Raw genomic sequence first — 15,637 nt, forward strand, 5'->3', positions numbered from 1 at the left:
CAGAGAGGATCTGCCTCAATTCTCGTTACGAGAAGTTACAGTCTGTTTCAATTTCGCCATATCCCCAAAACCCTTGCTGAATCAGGCTCCCCGCTCATGCTACGATGCCACTCGTACGCTTTACATGAAAATTTGGGAGACGACCTTTGGCTCTACGGGTTGCTGTCGTTGGTTCCGGGCCGGCAGGTTCTTCCGCTGCCGAGACCCTGGCAAAAGCAGGTATCGAAACTTATCTCATTGAACGCAAGTTAGACAACGCAAAACCCTGCGGTGGGGCGATTCCACTCTGCATGGTGGGCGAATTTGACCTGCCGCCAGAAATTATCGATCGCCGCGTCCGCAAGATGAAGATGATCTCACCCTCCAATATCGAGGTCAACATCGGCAGCACGCTCAAGGATGACGAATATATCGGCATGTGTCGCCGCGAAGTGCTGGACGGCTTTTTGCGCGATCGCGCTGCCAAACTGGGCGCAAAGCTGATCAATGGCACGGTCTATGGGTTGGATCTGCCAAAAACCAGCAGCGACCCCTACACCCTCCACTATGCCGACCACTCCAACGGCAGCGTGGAGGGCACTGCCCAAACCCTGCAAGTTGACCTGGTGATTGGTGCAGACGGCGCAAACTCTCGCGTTGCCAAAGCCATTGATGCGGGGGACTATAACTATGCGATCGCCTTCCAAGAGCGCATTCGCCTGCCCCAAGACAAAATGGCGTACTACCACGAGCTAGCTGAAATGTATGTCGGCGATGACGTGTCGCCCGACTTTTACGCCTGGGTCTTCCCGAAATACGACCACGTTGCCGTTGGCACGGGCACGATGAAGGTAAACAAGTCCCGCATCAAAGATTTGCAAGCGGGCATTCGCCAACGCGCCGCAGCCAAGCTAGAAGGCGGCGAAATCATCAAAGTCGAAGCGCACCCCATTCCCGAACATCCCCGCCCCCGTCGGGTGGTGGGCCGTGTGGCGCTGGTGGGCGATGCCGCTGGCTATGTCACCAAGTCTTCTGGCGAAGGCATCTACTTTGCCGCCAAGTCGGGTCGCATGTGCGCCGAAACGATTGTGGAACTGTCCAACAAAGGGCAACGCATCCCCACCGAAGACGACCTCAAGGTCTACATCAAGCGCTGGGACAAAGCCTACGGCGCAACGTACTTGGTGCTGGATCTGCTTCAGCGCGTGTTCTATCGCTCCGATGCGACCCGCGAGGCGTTTGTGGAAATGTGCGCCGATATCGACGTGCAAAAGCTCACCTTCGACAGCTACCTGTACAAGACAGTCGTGCCTGCCAACCCACTGACGCAGCTTAAGATTACTGCCAAAACCATCGGCAGTCTCCTGCGCGGCAACGCCCTAGCTCCTTAAAAATCCAGGCTAAAAACTCCAGGACTTACGCACCTGCGATAGACTTTCTGGATTTTGGACAATTTCTCGCAGGCACAGCCCGCGAGAAACTGTCTAGCTTCGTAAGTCCCAAACTCAAAAAGACTAGGCGAGGGAATCCCCAACCTAGTCTTTTTGTTTTTAGATCTATATCCATTGGATTTAGATCTACGATCTGTATCCAACAATGATGGCAATGAATAATGGCAATGATGGATGAACTCCACACTGCTCATGGTCAGCCGCTTCGGGATCAACCTTCTGGATCAACCTTCTGGATTAGACAGAAGCACTAAACAGGAATCGTTTCGGGAGCTGCCAGCGCCAGGATGTGATAGCAAGCGGGGGTCTCTTCTCCGAGAACCTCATTAATTCGCGTGCGAATCAGCAGGTGCAGCTTTTGAATCGAGTCATCAAAGTTGTGCTGAACATGGAGAACCGCAGTCTGCTTTTGGTATTGACTGCCGTAGTATGCCACAAAGTAGGTGTTGCGGTTTGCGGCGGGTGCATCGAGGACAAAATCGCTCATTGGCTTATCTCCTGGAGACGGGGGGATGAATAAAGCCGTCTCGGTTGAGGTCAGTTAAGTTCCTAGACAGAGTGAAGCGAATTGAAAGCTAGCTCTGGTGAATCTCATTGCTAAGTGTAGCGCTGAGGGGGAGGTTTATACCTGGTACAAGTGGGTGAAGTTTCGCAGGTCAGACAGGCTAGTTCTGATTGATGCTTCAGTCCTGTAGGGCTATGTTCCGGAGGGGTTTGGAATTTTGGGCTTTGGATTTTGGATTTAGCCTGGATTAGGCTGAAGTGGCGAAACATCAATTCTCTTAAGCGGAGCTGCGAATGAGATTGCTGGAAGCCTTGCAGACGCTTGACGAGCAACCCAAAATCGCAAATCCAAAATCGAGAACCGATAGAGCCGCCTCCCGCTCCTCATCCCTGGGGTTCCTGGTTGCGCTCTCTAAGCATTAGGGTATGCCGGGTGAAGGAGAGATCCGTCCGCATTTTCACGCGATTTCCCAGGCGTTAGGGGCGCATGGCGACTTTGATCACAGTGCGATCGCGCATATCGTAAAAAGTCTGTTGCAAGTCCTTGAGCGGCCGCTCGTCGCTGATCAGCTTTTCAAAGGGGCGATCGCCCGCCGCCAGCATCGCCAGCGCATCGCGGACATGGCGCGGCGTGCTGTGAAAGACTCCCTTCAGCGTCAGTTCGCTGTAGTGCAGTTGCTCGGTGCTGAGGGTAATCGTGGTGTCCCGTGGGCAGCCGCCAAACAGATTTACGGTTCCCCCCGGACGCACACAGGCGATCGCCTGTTCCCACACGCTGGGTACTCCCGTCGCTTCGATGACGACATCCGCGCCCCAGCCGTTTGTCAGCGACTTCACTAGCCCAGGCACATCTGCAACCTGGCGATGGTTGAACCCCTGCGATGCTCCAAACGCCTCGCCCACCTGGAGCCGCGTAGAGCTACCGCCAAAGAGGAAGATTTCGCAAGGCATGTTAGCGTGTTGGCGTGAGGGAAGAGAGAAGAACGAAGAACGAAGAAGTTCCGTTTTTCGTTCTTCGTTTTTCGTTCTTTCCGCCTCTCCCCCTCTCCCTCCAACGCCATAGCCCAGCGATAGCGCCGCCACAAACATTAGCCCAATCGCGCCGTCCCCCAAAATCACGACGCGATCGCCCGACTGGATATTCGAGCGAGACAGCCCGTGCAGCACGCAAGCCAGGGGTTCTGTCATCGCGGCGATCGCATCGGACATGCCTTCAGGAATTGGCAAGAGGTTGTGCTGCACAATGGGCGCGGGAATGGTCAGAAACTCTGCAAATGTGCCATTGTTAAACACCAGTTGGGTGCAGAGCGAGTATTCCTGCCTTTGGCAAAAGAAGCAATCCATGCAGGGCGCAGAGTTGTTCGCCACGACGCGATCGCCCACCTGCCAGCCCGTCACTCCGTCCCCCAGCGCCGCAATATGCCCTGCGCCCTCATGCCCAAAGCGAGTCGGCGGCTTTAGCATCTTGGCATGGCCACCCCGCCGCCACACCTTTAGATCCGTGCCGCAGGTCGTTGCCGCCGTCACCCGCAGCAGCACCTCTCCCGGCCCCGGCACAGGTGGCGCTTGCTGCTCCAAACGCAGGTCTTCCTGACCATAGAGGACGGCTGCCAGCATTTTCTTTATCCCTCACCCGCTCGTTGCAGCGCTGCCCAGCGAGACTGGATCTCAGTAATCGAAAAAATCGCCTGAAAGCCCAGCCCTTCTTGGTAATACAAGTCTGCTGCGCCTTGATGGCGATCGACCAAGGAAATAATATGGTTCACCGCATACCCGGCATCGCGCAGACGATCGACCGCTTTGAGCGCCGATTGTCCTGTGGTCACCACGTCTTCTAGCACCACCACCGGGCTACCCGACGGCAAAACCGGCCCTTCAATATAAGCCTGGGTGCCGTGGCCCTTCGCCTCTTTACGGACGATCAGCGCGGCGAGCGATCGCCCCTCATAGGTCCCCACCACGCTCGTCGCCGTTACCAGCGGATCGGCCCCCAGCGTCAGCCCCGCCACCGCCACTGCCTCCGCCGGAACCTGGGCCAGCAGCAGCCGTCCACAGGCCAGCCCACCCCACGGATGCAGCGTCACCAGCTTGCCATTGATGTAGTAGCGGCTCGTCTGCCCAGAAGACAAGGTAAACTCGCCTTCCTTATACGCCGCCTCGCAAAATAAATCCAGCACCGACTGGCGCAGCGTAGGCAGGTCGCAGGTGGCCACAGCAACGGGAGAGTGTGGACTAGAACTTTGGAGGGTCATGTTGTAGGTTAGGATGATCTTGAAAACCCAGAAAATCCAGGGTGCAGGGGTCGAACCTGCCTGAGGCGAATTATGAGTTCGCTGCCTAATCCGCTCGGCCAACCCTGGTTAGGAAAATCGCCCACACGAGGCACCATGCCTTTGCTAGTCCATTGTAATGTCGGAGTGGGGGATTTCAAGTCTGGACACACTTGAATTTTCCAGTGCCGATTTTCCAGGCTGTTGATATTCTTATATTCTGAAAGCCTGCATTCTGAAAGCCTGCATTTTTGGAAGCGCCTGCTTCTTATAAAATCTCCTCTCAAGCTTGCATCTCAAGCTCGTATCTCAAAGCCAGTTAACCCCACTTGCCTCGCATCGCGCCAGTTCCGCAATTCCTTAAAGCCTCTACTACAGAATTAAAAGCCTCTATGAAACTTAATTCTACCGTCGCACTCACGTTAATCTTGCTGACGCTCATGGCCGCAGCGGGGGTGGCAAGCGGCATTTGGGGCTATGCGCTGGGGCGTGAGGCACTGCGCGGCGTGACCCAGCCCGACGTGCGGCCGACCTCGCTGGGCAGCGAAGCCGCCGGAGAACAGGGCAGCCGCGACGAGATCATCATCATTCCCGAATCTAAAATCATCGAGGATGTAAAAAATCGAATCAACAACAGTCAGCCTGCTCGCTCCAGCACAGAAGGACTGGGACGAGTCAGCGACGCTGGAGCCAAGGAGGACGCTATCAACCCTGTCAATCGAGCCAGGTGGTGGCTTGGATGAGTCTTTGGTCTTGTCCCTGTTTTCCTGATAGTCGCGGATGATTCCCCTTGCTGCTTCGGTTGTTGCGCTCAGCGCTGCCCAGCCCCTCACGGCCTCTGGCGTGATGTTAAGACTTCTGGCAGTTCTGTCGCTGATTGCCATCAATGCGTTTTTTGTAGCCGCAGAATTTTCCATTGTGTCCGTGCGACAGTCACGCATCAGCCAGTTGGTGATGGCAGGTGACGTGCAGGCCAGAACTGTGCAGGATTTGCAGCGCAGTCTGGAAAAGCTGTTGTCTACTGCCCAGTTGGGCATTACCTTATCCAGTTTGGCGCTGGGCTGGATTGGCGAAAAAACGGTAGCCGTGCTGCTGCAAATCGGACTCAGCCGCTTGCCGCTGGGCGCGACGGGGCAACTGGCGATTTCTCACTCCGTGGGGGTTCTGGCCGCCTTTTTGCTGATTGCCTATCTGCAAATTGTGCTGGGAGAACTCTGCCCCAAGGCGCTGGCGCTGCTTTATCCAGAGCAACTGGCGCGGTTTTTGGGGCCGCCTAGTCTGGCGATCGCCCGCTTTTTTAACCCCTTTATCTGGGTGCTGAACCAGTCTACCCACTGGCTGCTACGGCTGATTGGCATCCGCGATAGCAACCAGGGCTGGTATAACCGCGTCACGCCAGAAGAATTGCAGCTTATCATCCAAACCTCCAGCGAAACCAGCGGACTGGAAGAAGAGGAGCGGGAGCTACTCAGCAACGCGCTGGAGTTTGCCGAAGTGTCTGTGCAGGCGGTCATGGTGCCCCGCATCAGCATCACGGCCCTGCCCCAGGATGCCACCTTTCAAGACCTGCTGGATGCCGTTGCGGAAACGGGCCACTCTCGCTATCCCGTGATTGGCGACTCGCTGGATGACATCCTGGGCATCATCTATTTCAAGGAACTGGCGGCTCCGCTGGTGCAGGGACAAATCACGCTAGAAAGCCCCATTACGCCGTGGGTGCGCCCGGCCCAGTTTGTGCCCGAAAACCTGGAACTCAGTGAGCTATTGCAACTGATGCAGCGATCGCGCCAGGCCCTGGTCATGGTCGTCGATGAGTTTGGCGGCACGGCTGGACTGGTGACGCTGAAGGATCTGGCCTCCGAGATTATCGGCTATCCCGATGAGCCGGACACCCCCGAAGAGGAGCCGATGATCCAGCAGTTGGATGAGCGGACGACGCTGGTGCAGGCGCAGATGACCTTGGAAGAAGTGAATGAGGCGCTCGACCTCGACCTGCCGATTCTAGACGACTACCAAACGCTGGGCGGCTTTTTGATTCACCAATTGCAAAAAATCCCCGTGCAGGGCGACAGCCTCCGCTACGGCGATTTGCACCTGACGGTGACCTCGGCGGCCGGCCCCCGACTGCACCAGATTCGCATCGAGCGAGCGCCCGTCCCAGACTCAGCCTCTTCTGCCACAACCTCAGCCGATACCAATGCACCATCCATAACCCCCAACCCCTAACTTGCTACACTAGCCGTCATACGGACTTGACGCACACATATGAGTGAAGCGGGTGTTCCTCAAGCATTTACGCTGCATGGGCTGACCGAGGACGAGGCGATCGCCCGACGCGCAGCAGGACAAGGCAATAACGTCACCCTCCAATCCACCCGCTCCTACGGGCAGATCCTTCGCGAAAATCTGTTTACGTTTATCAATAGTGTTTTCTTTTTGCTCAGCCTGGTGATGTTTTTGCTGCGGCGGCCGGGCGATGGATTTTTGGTAGTGGTCGTCATCTTTGGTGGCGTGTTGATTAACATCTACCAGGAAATTTGGGCAAAACGAAAGCTGGATCAAATCGCCCTCCTCAGCCGACCCAAGGCGACCGTCATCCGCGCCGGACAGGAGCGCGAAATTGACCCCAGTGAAATTGTGCTGGGGGACGTGCTGTTGTTGCGGCCGGGCGACCAGGTGGTGGTGGATGGGGCGATCTTGGGCGACGGCCATGCCGAGCTAGACGAATCGCTGCTGACGGGCGAATCGGAACTTGTGCCCAAAACGGCGGGCGAACGGGTTTATTCTGGCAGCTTCTGCGTCAGCGGGACGGCCTGCTACGAGGCGCAGAAAGTCGGCAAGGACACCTTTGCCTATCAGCTCATGGCGGGGGCGCGGGCGTTTCGCAACATCCTGACACCGCTCCAGCGTGAAATTAACGTCGTGATTCGCGTCTTTGTGCTGATCGCCTGCTTTTTGTGGATTTTGATCAGCATTAGCTTTCTCAGCCAGTCCTATTCCCTCAACGACGTGGCGCAGCGGGCGGCGGTGGTGGCAGGGCTAGTCCCCGCAGGGCTGCTGCTGGCGATTACGCTGGCCTATGGGCTGGGAGCAGTGCGGATGCTGGGGCAGCAGGTGTTGATTCAGCAGGCAAATGCGGTGGAGTCGCTGAGCCATGTGGAGGTGCTGTGTTTGGACAAAACTGGGACGCTGACGACGAATCACCTGACGCTGGAAGCGGTGTATCCTATTGGCATTCCAGAAGAGGAGCTGCGATCGCACTTGGGCGACTTTGCCGCCAGCCTCAGCACCACCAACCGCACCAGCGAGGCGATCGCCGCTGTCTGTCCCGGTTCCGTGCGATCGCCCATTGCCGAAGTGCCCTTTTCCTCCGCACGAAAATGGAGTGCGATCGCCTTTGACAGCGGCCCGCGCCCCGGAACCTACGTGCTGGGTGCGCCCGAAATCCTCCTGAAAGCCGCGCCCCTGCCCGCCAACTGGGTCAGCCGGATGCAGCGGATGACAGGAGAAGGACTGCGGGTGGTGCTGCTGGCCTGGAGCGCCGACTGGGCAGCGCTCAAGGAAACGGTTGCGATGCCCCAGATGCCGCCCGATCTCGCGCCGCTGGGGCTGCTCTGCTTTAGCGACCAGTTGCGGCCAGAGGCCTACGAAACGCTCCAGGGCTTCCGGCAAGCGGGGATCGACGTGAAAATTATCTCTGGCGACAACCCCCAGACCGTCGCGGCCTTGGCCAAGCAAGCAGGACTGAGCGACCAAATTTCGCTCATTTCTGGCACAGAATTGGCTGACCTCGATGCTGCCCAGTTTGCCCAGGCCGCGCAGGCGCACACCATTTTCGGCCGCATCACGCCCGACCAAAAAGCTGACCTGGTGCGGGCGCTGCGAAAATCGGGGCGCTATGTTGCCATGATTGGCGACGGGGTGAACGACGTGCTGGCGCTGAAGCAGGCCCACTTGGCGATCGCCATGGAAAGCGGCAGCAAAGCCACACGCGGGGTCGCCGACATCGTGCTGCTGCGAGACTCTTTTGCCGCACTGCCCCATGCGTTTCTGGAGGGACAGCGGATTCGCAGCGGCATCCAGGACGTAATGAAGCTATTCCTGGTGCGCGTGTTTTGCGTTACGCTGCTGATCTTTGCCACGGCCATCGTCACCGACAGCTTCCCCCTCGAAAACAAGCAAAGCGCAGTGGTGACGCTGATCGGCGTGGGGCTGCCGACGATCTTTATCCCCGTCTGGGCGAAGCCTGCGCCCACGCCACGCGGCGGATTGGTGCGCTCGATGCTGCATTTTGTTGTGCCTGCCACCCTCAGCCTGACGCTGGTGTCGCTGCTGGTGTACCTGTTTTTCTTGGTCAGCGCCGTGCTGGATTTGCCCCCGTTTCAGGAACTCCGCCAGGTTGATTATTCCCTGCCCCGCAGTGCCTTGGTGACGATTTTAGTGCTGGGGCAGCTATGCCTGCTGCCGTTTCTCAAACCCCCAACCCGCGCCTGGGCCGGCGGCGAACCCTACAGTGGTGACTGGCGCTATACCCTGATGGCGATCGCCCTGCTAGGGATTTACCTGCTGATCGTCGCCCTGCCGCCGCTGCGAGAATTCTTTGAACTGTCGCCGCTGAGCATTCCCGGCTATCTCTACATCGGGCTAGTGGCGGTGGAATGGTGCCTGCTGCTGCGCTTTATTTGGCGATCGCGCTTTTTCGATCGATTTCTGGGCGTTGATCTGAGCGATCGCCCCAGTTGATACACTAAGACGGCATATCCTTCATCCGAATATGCATTCACAGGCATATTTACATACTTAAAGATGCTCGTTTGAAAATCTCAGGAGACCCCATGACCCGCGCCATTATGGAAACCGAGAAGGGCACGATTACCCTGGAACTGTTTGACCAGGACGCGCCCAACACCGTGAAAAACTTTGTGGATTTGTCTAACAAAGGCTTTTATGACGGGCTGAACTTTCACCGCGTCATTCCCGACTTTGTGATTCAGGGCGGCTGCCCCAACGGCGACGGCCGCGGCGGCCCCGGCTACACCATCAAGTGCGAAACCGCAGGCAACCCCCACAAGCACCAGGCCGGCTCCCTGTCGATGGCCCACGCTGGAAAAGACACAGGCGGCAGCCAGTTCTTTATCTGCCATTCGCCCCAGCCCCACTTGGACGGCAAGCATACGGTGTTTGGCAAGACGGAAGATATGGACGTAGTGAACGCAATTCGCCCCGGTGACAAGATTTTGTCGGTCAAGATCGAGCCGTAGTCTTAGCCTAAGCTAACCCTCAGCCTCATTGACCCCTTGCCCGGTGCGCGAGGAATTTTACCAAAAACAAACGGATGCCCAAGGACTCTTCTCCTGGCATCCGTTTTTTGTGTAATGAACCATAGGAAAATAAGCAGAGAAGCGATATAAGCAGACTTTCTTCGATGCATTAAGTGATCCATATCGAAGAAAATCTATCCAGTTTCGATTTGCTTTAGGTTTTAAGCTAATCTAGAAAACATCTGATATAGATTTTTTTCAATATCTATCTAGGTCGTCATAGACTTAGGTCTTCGCGCTCAGGCTTCCAACCGCGCCCCTCTTTGCTCTGAATTTGCTCTGATACTGATGTCCTGTCCTGCATCACAGGGCCAATTTGGAGCATGTCAAGAGGGCTGAAGCTTTGGGCTACTTAGTTTTCAGACCTGATCCCTCACCCAACTCCCCGGAATATGGCTGAACTCCTTATTCAAAGTGCGTGGCTCATTCCCTGCTACCCGCTGATGGGCATGGTACTGTCCATGCTCTGGTTCCCCTCGGTGACTCGCCTGACGGGGCCGCGTCCAGCAGGATATGTGAACCTGATCATGACGGCGATCGCCTTTCTGCACGCGCTGCTGATTTTCCCGGCCGTCTGGCAACAGCCCGCCGTCACGTTTCGCCTGCACTGGCTGACGGTCGCAGGGCTGGATTTAACCCTGCCTCTGGAAGTGTCCGCCCTGACCATCGGCGCAATCTTGCTCATCACTGGCATCAACTTCCTGTCCCAACTCTACGCCGTTGGCTACCTGGAAATGGACTGGGGCTGGGCGCGGTTCTTTGCGCTGCTGGCGCTATTTGAAGGCGGCATGTGCGGGCTGGCGCTATGCGACTCGCTGTTTTTCGCCTACATGATTCTGGAAATCCTGACGCTGGGAACCTACCTGCTGATTGGCTTCTGGTTTAACCAATCGCTGGTGGTGACGGGGGCACGGGATGCCTTTTTGACCAAGCGGGTTGGCGACCTGTTCTTGCTAATGGGCGTGCTGGCGATTTATCCGCTGGCAGGCACTTGGGACTTTGATGGACTGGCAGCCTGGGCCCAGACATCTGAGGTGAATCCGAAGCTGATGACGCTGGTCGGGCTGGCGCTGGTGGCGGGGCCGATGGGCAAGTGCGCCCAGTTTCCTCTGCATCTGTGGCTGGACGAGGCGATGGAAGGACCCTTTCCCAGCACCATTCTGCGAAACTCGGTCGTTGTAGCGACGGGGGCCTGGGTGCTGATCAAGCTGCAACCCGTGCTGGCGCTGTCGCCCACTGTCACTACTGCTGTTATTGCTATTGGAGCCGTCACAGCGCTGGGCGCATCCCTCATTTCCATTGCCCAGATCGATATCAAGCGATCGCTCTCCTATCTGGCTAGCGCCTACATGGGCATTGTGTTTATGGCGGTGGGTGCAGGTCAAACGCAGGCGGCGCTGCTGCTGCTGCTGACCTATGCGATCGCCGTTTCGGCCATGATTATGAGCTGTGGCTCCATCGTGCTGAACAGCATCACCCAGGACTTGACGCAGCTTGGCGGGCTATGGAGCCGTCGCCCGGTGTCGGGACTGTCCTATGCGATTGGGGCACTGGGTCTTGTAGCAGTTCCCCCCTTGGGTGGTTTTTGGGCGCTGCTGAAACTGGTAGACGGGCTGCGCGAAGACTCTCCTACCGTGGCAATCATTCTGCTGGTGGTGAATGATCTGGTGGCCTTCAGCGTGGTGCGGGTGTTTTGCCTGATTTTTGGCAACCAGGCAAAGCAGATGGCCCAGCGATCGCCCGAAAATCTCTGGCCCGTGACCCTGCCGATGGTTGTGGTGGCGGCCCTCACGCTGCACCTGCCGCTGGTGCTACAAAGCCTGAACCTCTTGCCAAATTGGGCGCAGCTAGATAAAACCGCTGCCCTGCTGCTGACCTGGTCGAGTTTGGCTGGCATGGCGATCGCCGCTGTGGTCTACCTGGGCCCCGTCGAAAAGCCCGTGCGCCTGCCCTGGAAGCCGCTGCAAGACCTACTCGCCTACGACTTCTATACCCCCAAGATCTACCGCTCTAGCGTTGTGGGCAGTGTGGATATCGTGTCGCGGCTGGTGGACTGGGGCGATCGGTACATTGTCGATGGACTGGTGAATCTGGTTGGAATTGCCTCAATTTTTGGCGGCGAAACCCTGAAGTATGGCAACACGGGCAAAACCCAGTTCTATGCGCTCACGATTGCCGTTGGTTTGACGGTGCTAATTGTTCTTAGCGCCTGGTCGATTTTGTCCAACCTGAAGCTCGTTGTGTTCGGCTAATTCCTCACCCTGACCCCCATTCCTGATTCTTACCAAACCTATGCTCAGCATCTTGATCTGGCTACCAATTGTTGCTGCCCTTGTGCTGGCGCTACTGCCATCGTCGATTTCAGGCCCAAAAGTGCGAGCGATCGCCCTCTGGGGTTCCGCTGGCATCCTGGCGTACACCCTATTTCTCGCCAGCCAGTTTGATCTCAGCAATCCGGGGCTGCAAATGCAGGAATACTTGCCCTGGATCGAACCGCTGGGGCTGGACTATCGCCTCGGCGTAGATGGTTTATCGCTGGTGCTGCTGGTGCTGAATAGCCTGCTCACTTGGATTGCCATCTTCAGCAGTTCCGAAACGACCGAGCGGCCGCGCCTGTTTTATGGGCTGGTGCTGCTGGTCAGCGGCGGTGTGGCAGGCGCATTCGTCGCGCAAAATTTGATGCTGTTCTTCTTACTGTATGAACTGGAACTGGTTCCTTTTTACCTGCTGATTTCCATCTGGGGTGGCGAAAAGCGGGGCTACGCAGCGGTCAAGTTTCTGATTTACACTGCCCTGTCGGGGGCGCTGATTTTGGCGGGCTTCTTGGGGTTGGTCTGGTTCACAGGCAGCAAGTCCTTTGACTACAGCGCCTTGATGGGGCAGACGCTGCCATTGGGGCTGCAAGTTGCGTTACTGGTGACGCTGCTGATTGGCTTTGGCATTAAGGTGCCGCTGGTGCCGTTCCACACCTGGCTCCCAGATACCTACGTGTCGGCCTCGGCTCCGGTCGCCATTCTGCTGGGCGGTGTGCTAGCAAAGCTGGGAGCCTACGGCATCTTCCGCTTTTGTCTGTCGCTGTTTCCCGATGCCTGGGCGCTGCTGGCTCCGGGCTTGGCCACCTGGGCCGCAGTCAGCATCCTCTATGGCGCAACAGCGGCGATCGCCCAAAAGGACATCAAGCGCATGGTCGCCTACAGTTCCGTAGGTCACATGGGTTATCTACTACTAGCGGGCGCAGCACTCACCAGCCTCAGCATGGTCGGCGCAATTTCCCAAATGTTTGCCCACGGCGTGATTCTGGCGCTGCTGTTTCACCTAGTCGGCGTGATCGAAACCAAAGTTGGCACTCGCGAACTGGATGTGCTGAACGGTCTGCTGAACCCGATTCGCGGACTGCCGTCGGTCAGCGCTCTGCTGATTTTGGGCGGCATGGCCAGCGCGGGCATTCCCGGACTGGTGGGCTTTATTGCCGAGTTTCTGATCTTCCAGGGCAGCTACGCCGTGTTCCCGGTGCAAACCCTAATGGGCGTGGTTGGCACGGGCTTAACTGCGGTGTACTTTGTCATTCTGATGAACCGCACCTGCTTCGGCAAGCTAGACAATGCGATCGCCCGCTTTCCCCAAGTCGAATGGTCAGAGCGCGTTCCAGCCTTAGTGCTTGCCTGGATTATTTTCCTGCTGGGCATCCAGCCCAACTGGCTCGTCCGCTGGATCGAACCCACTAGCAACGCGCTGATCGCCGCCGTCACCACACCCGCAGAAACCCGTCTGGCGATTGCCCCTATAGCGAAAACCCCTGATCTTCTGTTGATGTCCAGCCCTGTCAGCAAATAGCTAGGCTGTGCTTTAAAACCCCAAGCTAGGTTTCAGGCTTTTTTCGCATTCCCCAACACCCTGTCACCCCGTCCCCCCATCCTTCTTTCATCTCGCCATGACCACTACTCTCCAAACCCCCCCCACCCTCATCCCACCCTCTCGGCATCCCCACGCCGACATCATCCATCGGCTAGAGGCCGGCGGCTCCATGCTGCCCGACACGCCCGAAAACCTGATGCAGATCATCGGCATCTACAAAGCCTACGCCGTGCCGATGGATTTCTACTGGCGCGACCTGCTCTACATTGCAGAGCAGGTGTTTCTCGACCCGTTTCCCTTTTTCAAATACTTCATTTCCCAGGAATACCTCGATCGCCCCAACCACTACGCCGGAGACACGGCCGACCTGCGGATCTGGCGTGGTCGAGCGTCTGCCCACCCGGAACTGCTGGAATTTATGGAAAAGGGTGAACTCAAGAAAAAGCTGCCCAAGCTCTTGCACCACCTCTGGCACGACCGGGTGAATATGGAATTTGCCGAAGAATGTATGCGGGCCATGCTGTGGCATCGGCACATGTACGCTCCGGTGAACCAGTTTGATGCCTATCTAGACTCCGACGAATATAAGCAAAATGCCGATCGCGCCATCCGCGCCTATTTCAAGAAAAATCCGGTGATGCTGGGGTTATATAAACTCTTCCCCGATATGTTCCTAGAAAAGGTGAGGGAACTGTCTTACTACTCCAATCTGGGGCTGTTCTGGGAAGTGATGGCTCCGGTGTTTTTCGAGATGTCGGACATCTACGATGAGGGCGGGTTTAAAGGCGTACCCGACGCAATGAACTTTTTGGTGAACGGTATTTTTGCGATCGCCGGCCGTCCCATCTACCATCACGCCTACATCGACGGCGAATGCTACGAAATCATTCCCAAGTCCAAGGGCTTTACCTGGCTCTATGAAGCAGCGCTACCCTACGTAGAAGCCGTGTTCTACCGTACTTCTCCCTTCCGGGGCACTAAGTCCTACAACGCCCAGGCTAACCAAGTGCCCGCAGACCAGAAAGACTTTCACTACGGCATTCTCTATGCCGACGTGTTTCCTGTAGGCACTGCGGGCATTCCGCCGACGCTGCTGATGCAGGACATGCTGCACTTCCTGCCGCCCTACTTGGTGGAATATTATCATCAACACTGCCGGGGAGAAGACGACATGCTAGTGCAGTTGGGGATTACCTTCCAGCGGTCGATGTACAACGTCACATCGGCGGTGATTCAGGCATTGCGGACGGCGCTGCTGTATCCGCTGGATGATCCCAATCCTAAGCACCGCATGGCCAATCGCAAGTTCTTTGAAGCGCAGATGGATCGGTTCCTGCGTCCAGAGGCCCGCCTGCGCGATATCCAGAGTCCAGACTATCGCTAGGTTCTCCTTAAGTTCCCCTGGACTGAAGTCTCTTCGGACAGGCTCGGTTCCCCCTGAACAAGCTACTGTGTATATCCAAGTTTTCTATGCTTGAGCGGCGATGCTTTGATCCCCCCTAGCCCCCCTTAAATAAGGGGGGAACTGCTCCCTCCTAGCCCCCTGAGCAAAGGGGGGAACTGGATCGGAAGTCCCCCTTATTAAGGGGGATTTAGGGGGATTTTTCAGAGCCTAACGCAAACAATCGAGATGTGAGTACACCGTAGCCTTAACAAGGGGGCTGAGGGTGGATCAGGTCCGAAGGCTTCAAATAGGCTTCAAACATATGAGTCCTAATTGACTCTTAAATCAATTCACTGATCTGTTCACTGACCAATCCATCTAACATTCCTTAAGCCATGCCTACGATTGTTGATATTGCTGTGCAAACGGAAGGCTTTTCTACGCTCGTCGCAGCAGTTCAAGCGGCGGGTCTGGTGGAGGTGTTGCAGAGCGGCGGGCCGTTCACTGTGTTCGCACCAACGGACGATGCCTTTGCCAAATTGCCACCCGGCACTGTTCAAACCCTTGTGCAAAATCCGCCGCAGCTTGGGCGCATTTTGAAATACCATGTCGTGTCTGGTAAGTACACCCAGGCAGATCTCAAGGGACTGAAAAGCCTGACTTCTGTCGAAGGCTCAGTGATTCCGCTTGATCTGTCCGATGCCTTTGAGGTGAAAAATGCGACGGTGGTGATGCCCGACGTGGAAGCGGACAATGGCGTGATTCATGTAATTGATAACGTGATCTTGATGGGCTAAATCTGGGTGGGTTGATCCTTCTCGATCTCTCAGGACTTACGCAGTCAGATCTCCCGAAATCCTCCTTGTTCAAGCC

Annotated in this window: 12 protein-coding genes and 1 tRNA gene; 9 read left to right on the top strand and 4 right to left on the bottom strand. The window is 56.6% G+C overall.

The genetic code is table 11. The features are described from left to right. Positions 1-146: 146 nt before the first annotated feature. The gene (gene chlP / locus HPC62_RS18390) at positions 147-1,370 is read left to right on the top strand and encodes a geranylgeranyl reductase (protein ID WP_068515126.1); all 1,224 of its coding nucleotides are present in this window, start codon (positions 147-149) and stop codon (positions 1,368-1,370) included. Positions 1,371-1,680: 310 nt separating this feature from the next. Here the strand turns inward: chlP and HPC62_RS18395 are convergent, their stop codons facing one another. The 4 genes from HPC62_RS18395 to HPC62_RS18410 all read right to left on the bottom strand — a co-directional run bounded on the left by HPC62_RS18395 (position 1,681) and on the right by HPC62_RS18410 (position 4,294). Next, a complete protein-coding gene (locus HPC62_RS18395) occupies positions 1,681-1,917 on the bottom strand; it encodes a hypothetical protein (protein WP_172357981.1) in 237 nt (78 codons plus the stop codon). Positions 1,918-2,411: 494 nt separating this feature from the next. Next, on the bottom strand, positions 2,412-3,551 hold the full coding sequence (locus HPC62_RS18400; RefSeq protein WP_172357982.1) for a zinc-dependent alcohol dehydrogenase: 1,140 nt from the start codon (positions 3,549-3,551) through the stop codon (positions 2,412-2,414). Positions 3,552-3,556: 5 nt separating this feature from the next. Beyond that, the gene (gene pyrE, locus HPC62_RS18405; protein WP_172357983.1) at positions 3,557-4,186 is read right to left on the bottom strand and encodes an orotate phosphoribosyltransferase; all 630 of its coding nucleotides are present in this window, start codon (positions 4,184-4,186) and stop codon (positions 3,557-3,559) included. A 35-nt stretch (positions 4,187-4,221) separates the two neighbouring features. Then, positions 4,222-4,294 (bottom strand) — tRNA-Ile (locus tag HPC62_RS18410). 302 nt (positions 4,295-4,596) lie between these two features. Here HPC62_RS18410 and HPC62_RS18415 point away from each other — a divergent pair. The 8 genes from HPC62_RS18415 (at position 4,597) to HPC62_RS18450 (ending at position 15,561) form a co-directional block, all read left to right on the top strand. Continuing rightward, positions 4,597-4,947, top strand: a complete 351-nt coding sequence (locus tag HPC62_RS18415; RefSeq protein WP_172353198.1) for a hypothetical protein — start codon at positions 4,597-4,599, stop codon at positions 4,945-4,947. Between the two features lie 37 nt (positions 4,948-4,984). Beyond that, complete coding sequence (locus HPC62_RS18420) at positions 4,985-6,430, top strand: hemolysin family protein (protein WP_172357984.1); 1,446 nt, start codon at positions 4,985-4,987, stop codon at positions 6,428-6,430. A 39-nt stretch (positions 6,431-6,469) separates the two neighbouring features. Continuing rightward, positions 6,470-8,947, top strand: a complete 2,478-nt coding sequence (locus HPC62_RS18425) for an HAD-IC family P-type ATPase (protein WP_172357985.1) — start codon at positions 6,470-6,472, stop codon at positions 8,945-8,947. Between the two features lie 92 nt (positions 8,948-9,039). Further along, the gene (locus HPC62_RS18430; protein ID WP_172357986.1) at positions 9,040-9,465 is read left to right on the top strand and encodes a peptidylprolyl isomerase; all 426 of its coding nucleotides are present in this window, start codon (positions 9,040-9,042) and stop codon (positions 9,463-9,465) included. Positions 9,466-9,917: 452 nt separating this feature from the next. After that, a complete protein-coding gene (locus tag HPC62_RS18435) occupies positions 9,918-11,777 on the top strand; it encodes an NAD(P)H-quinone oxidoreductase subunit F (protein ID WP_172357987.1) in 1,860 nt (619 codons plus the stop codon). 40 nt (positions 11,778-11,817) lie between these two features. Continuing rightward, positions 11,818-13,359: an NADH-quinone oxidoreductase subunit M gene (locus HPC62_RS18440; protein ID WP_172357988.1), complete on the top strand. Its 1,542-nt coding sequence runs from the start codon at positions 11,818-11,820 to the stop codon at positions 13,357-13,359. Positions 13,360-13,456: 97 nt separating this feature from the next. After that, positions 13,457-14,764 (top strand): CO2 hydration protein, encoded by a 1,308-nt coding sequence (locus tag HPC62_RS18445; protein ID WP_172357989.1) that lies wholly within the window; start codon positions 13,457-13,459, stop codon positions 14,762-14,764. Between the two features lie 395 nt (positions 14,765-15,159). Then, on the top strand, positions 15,160-15,561 hold the full coding sequence (locus HPC62_RS18450; RefSeq protein ID WP_172357990.1) for a fasciclin domain-containing protein: 402 nt from the start codon (positions 15,160-15,162) through the stop codon (positions 15,559-15,561). Positions 15,562-15,637: the final 76 nt, after the last annotated feature.

The organism is Thermoleptolyngbya sichuanensis A183, assembly GCF_013177315.1.
GTDB classification, from domain to species: domain Bacteria; phylum Cyanobacteriota; class Cyanobacteriia; order Elainellales; family Elainellaceae; genus Thermoleptolyngbya; species Thermoleptolyngbya sichuanensis.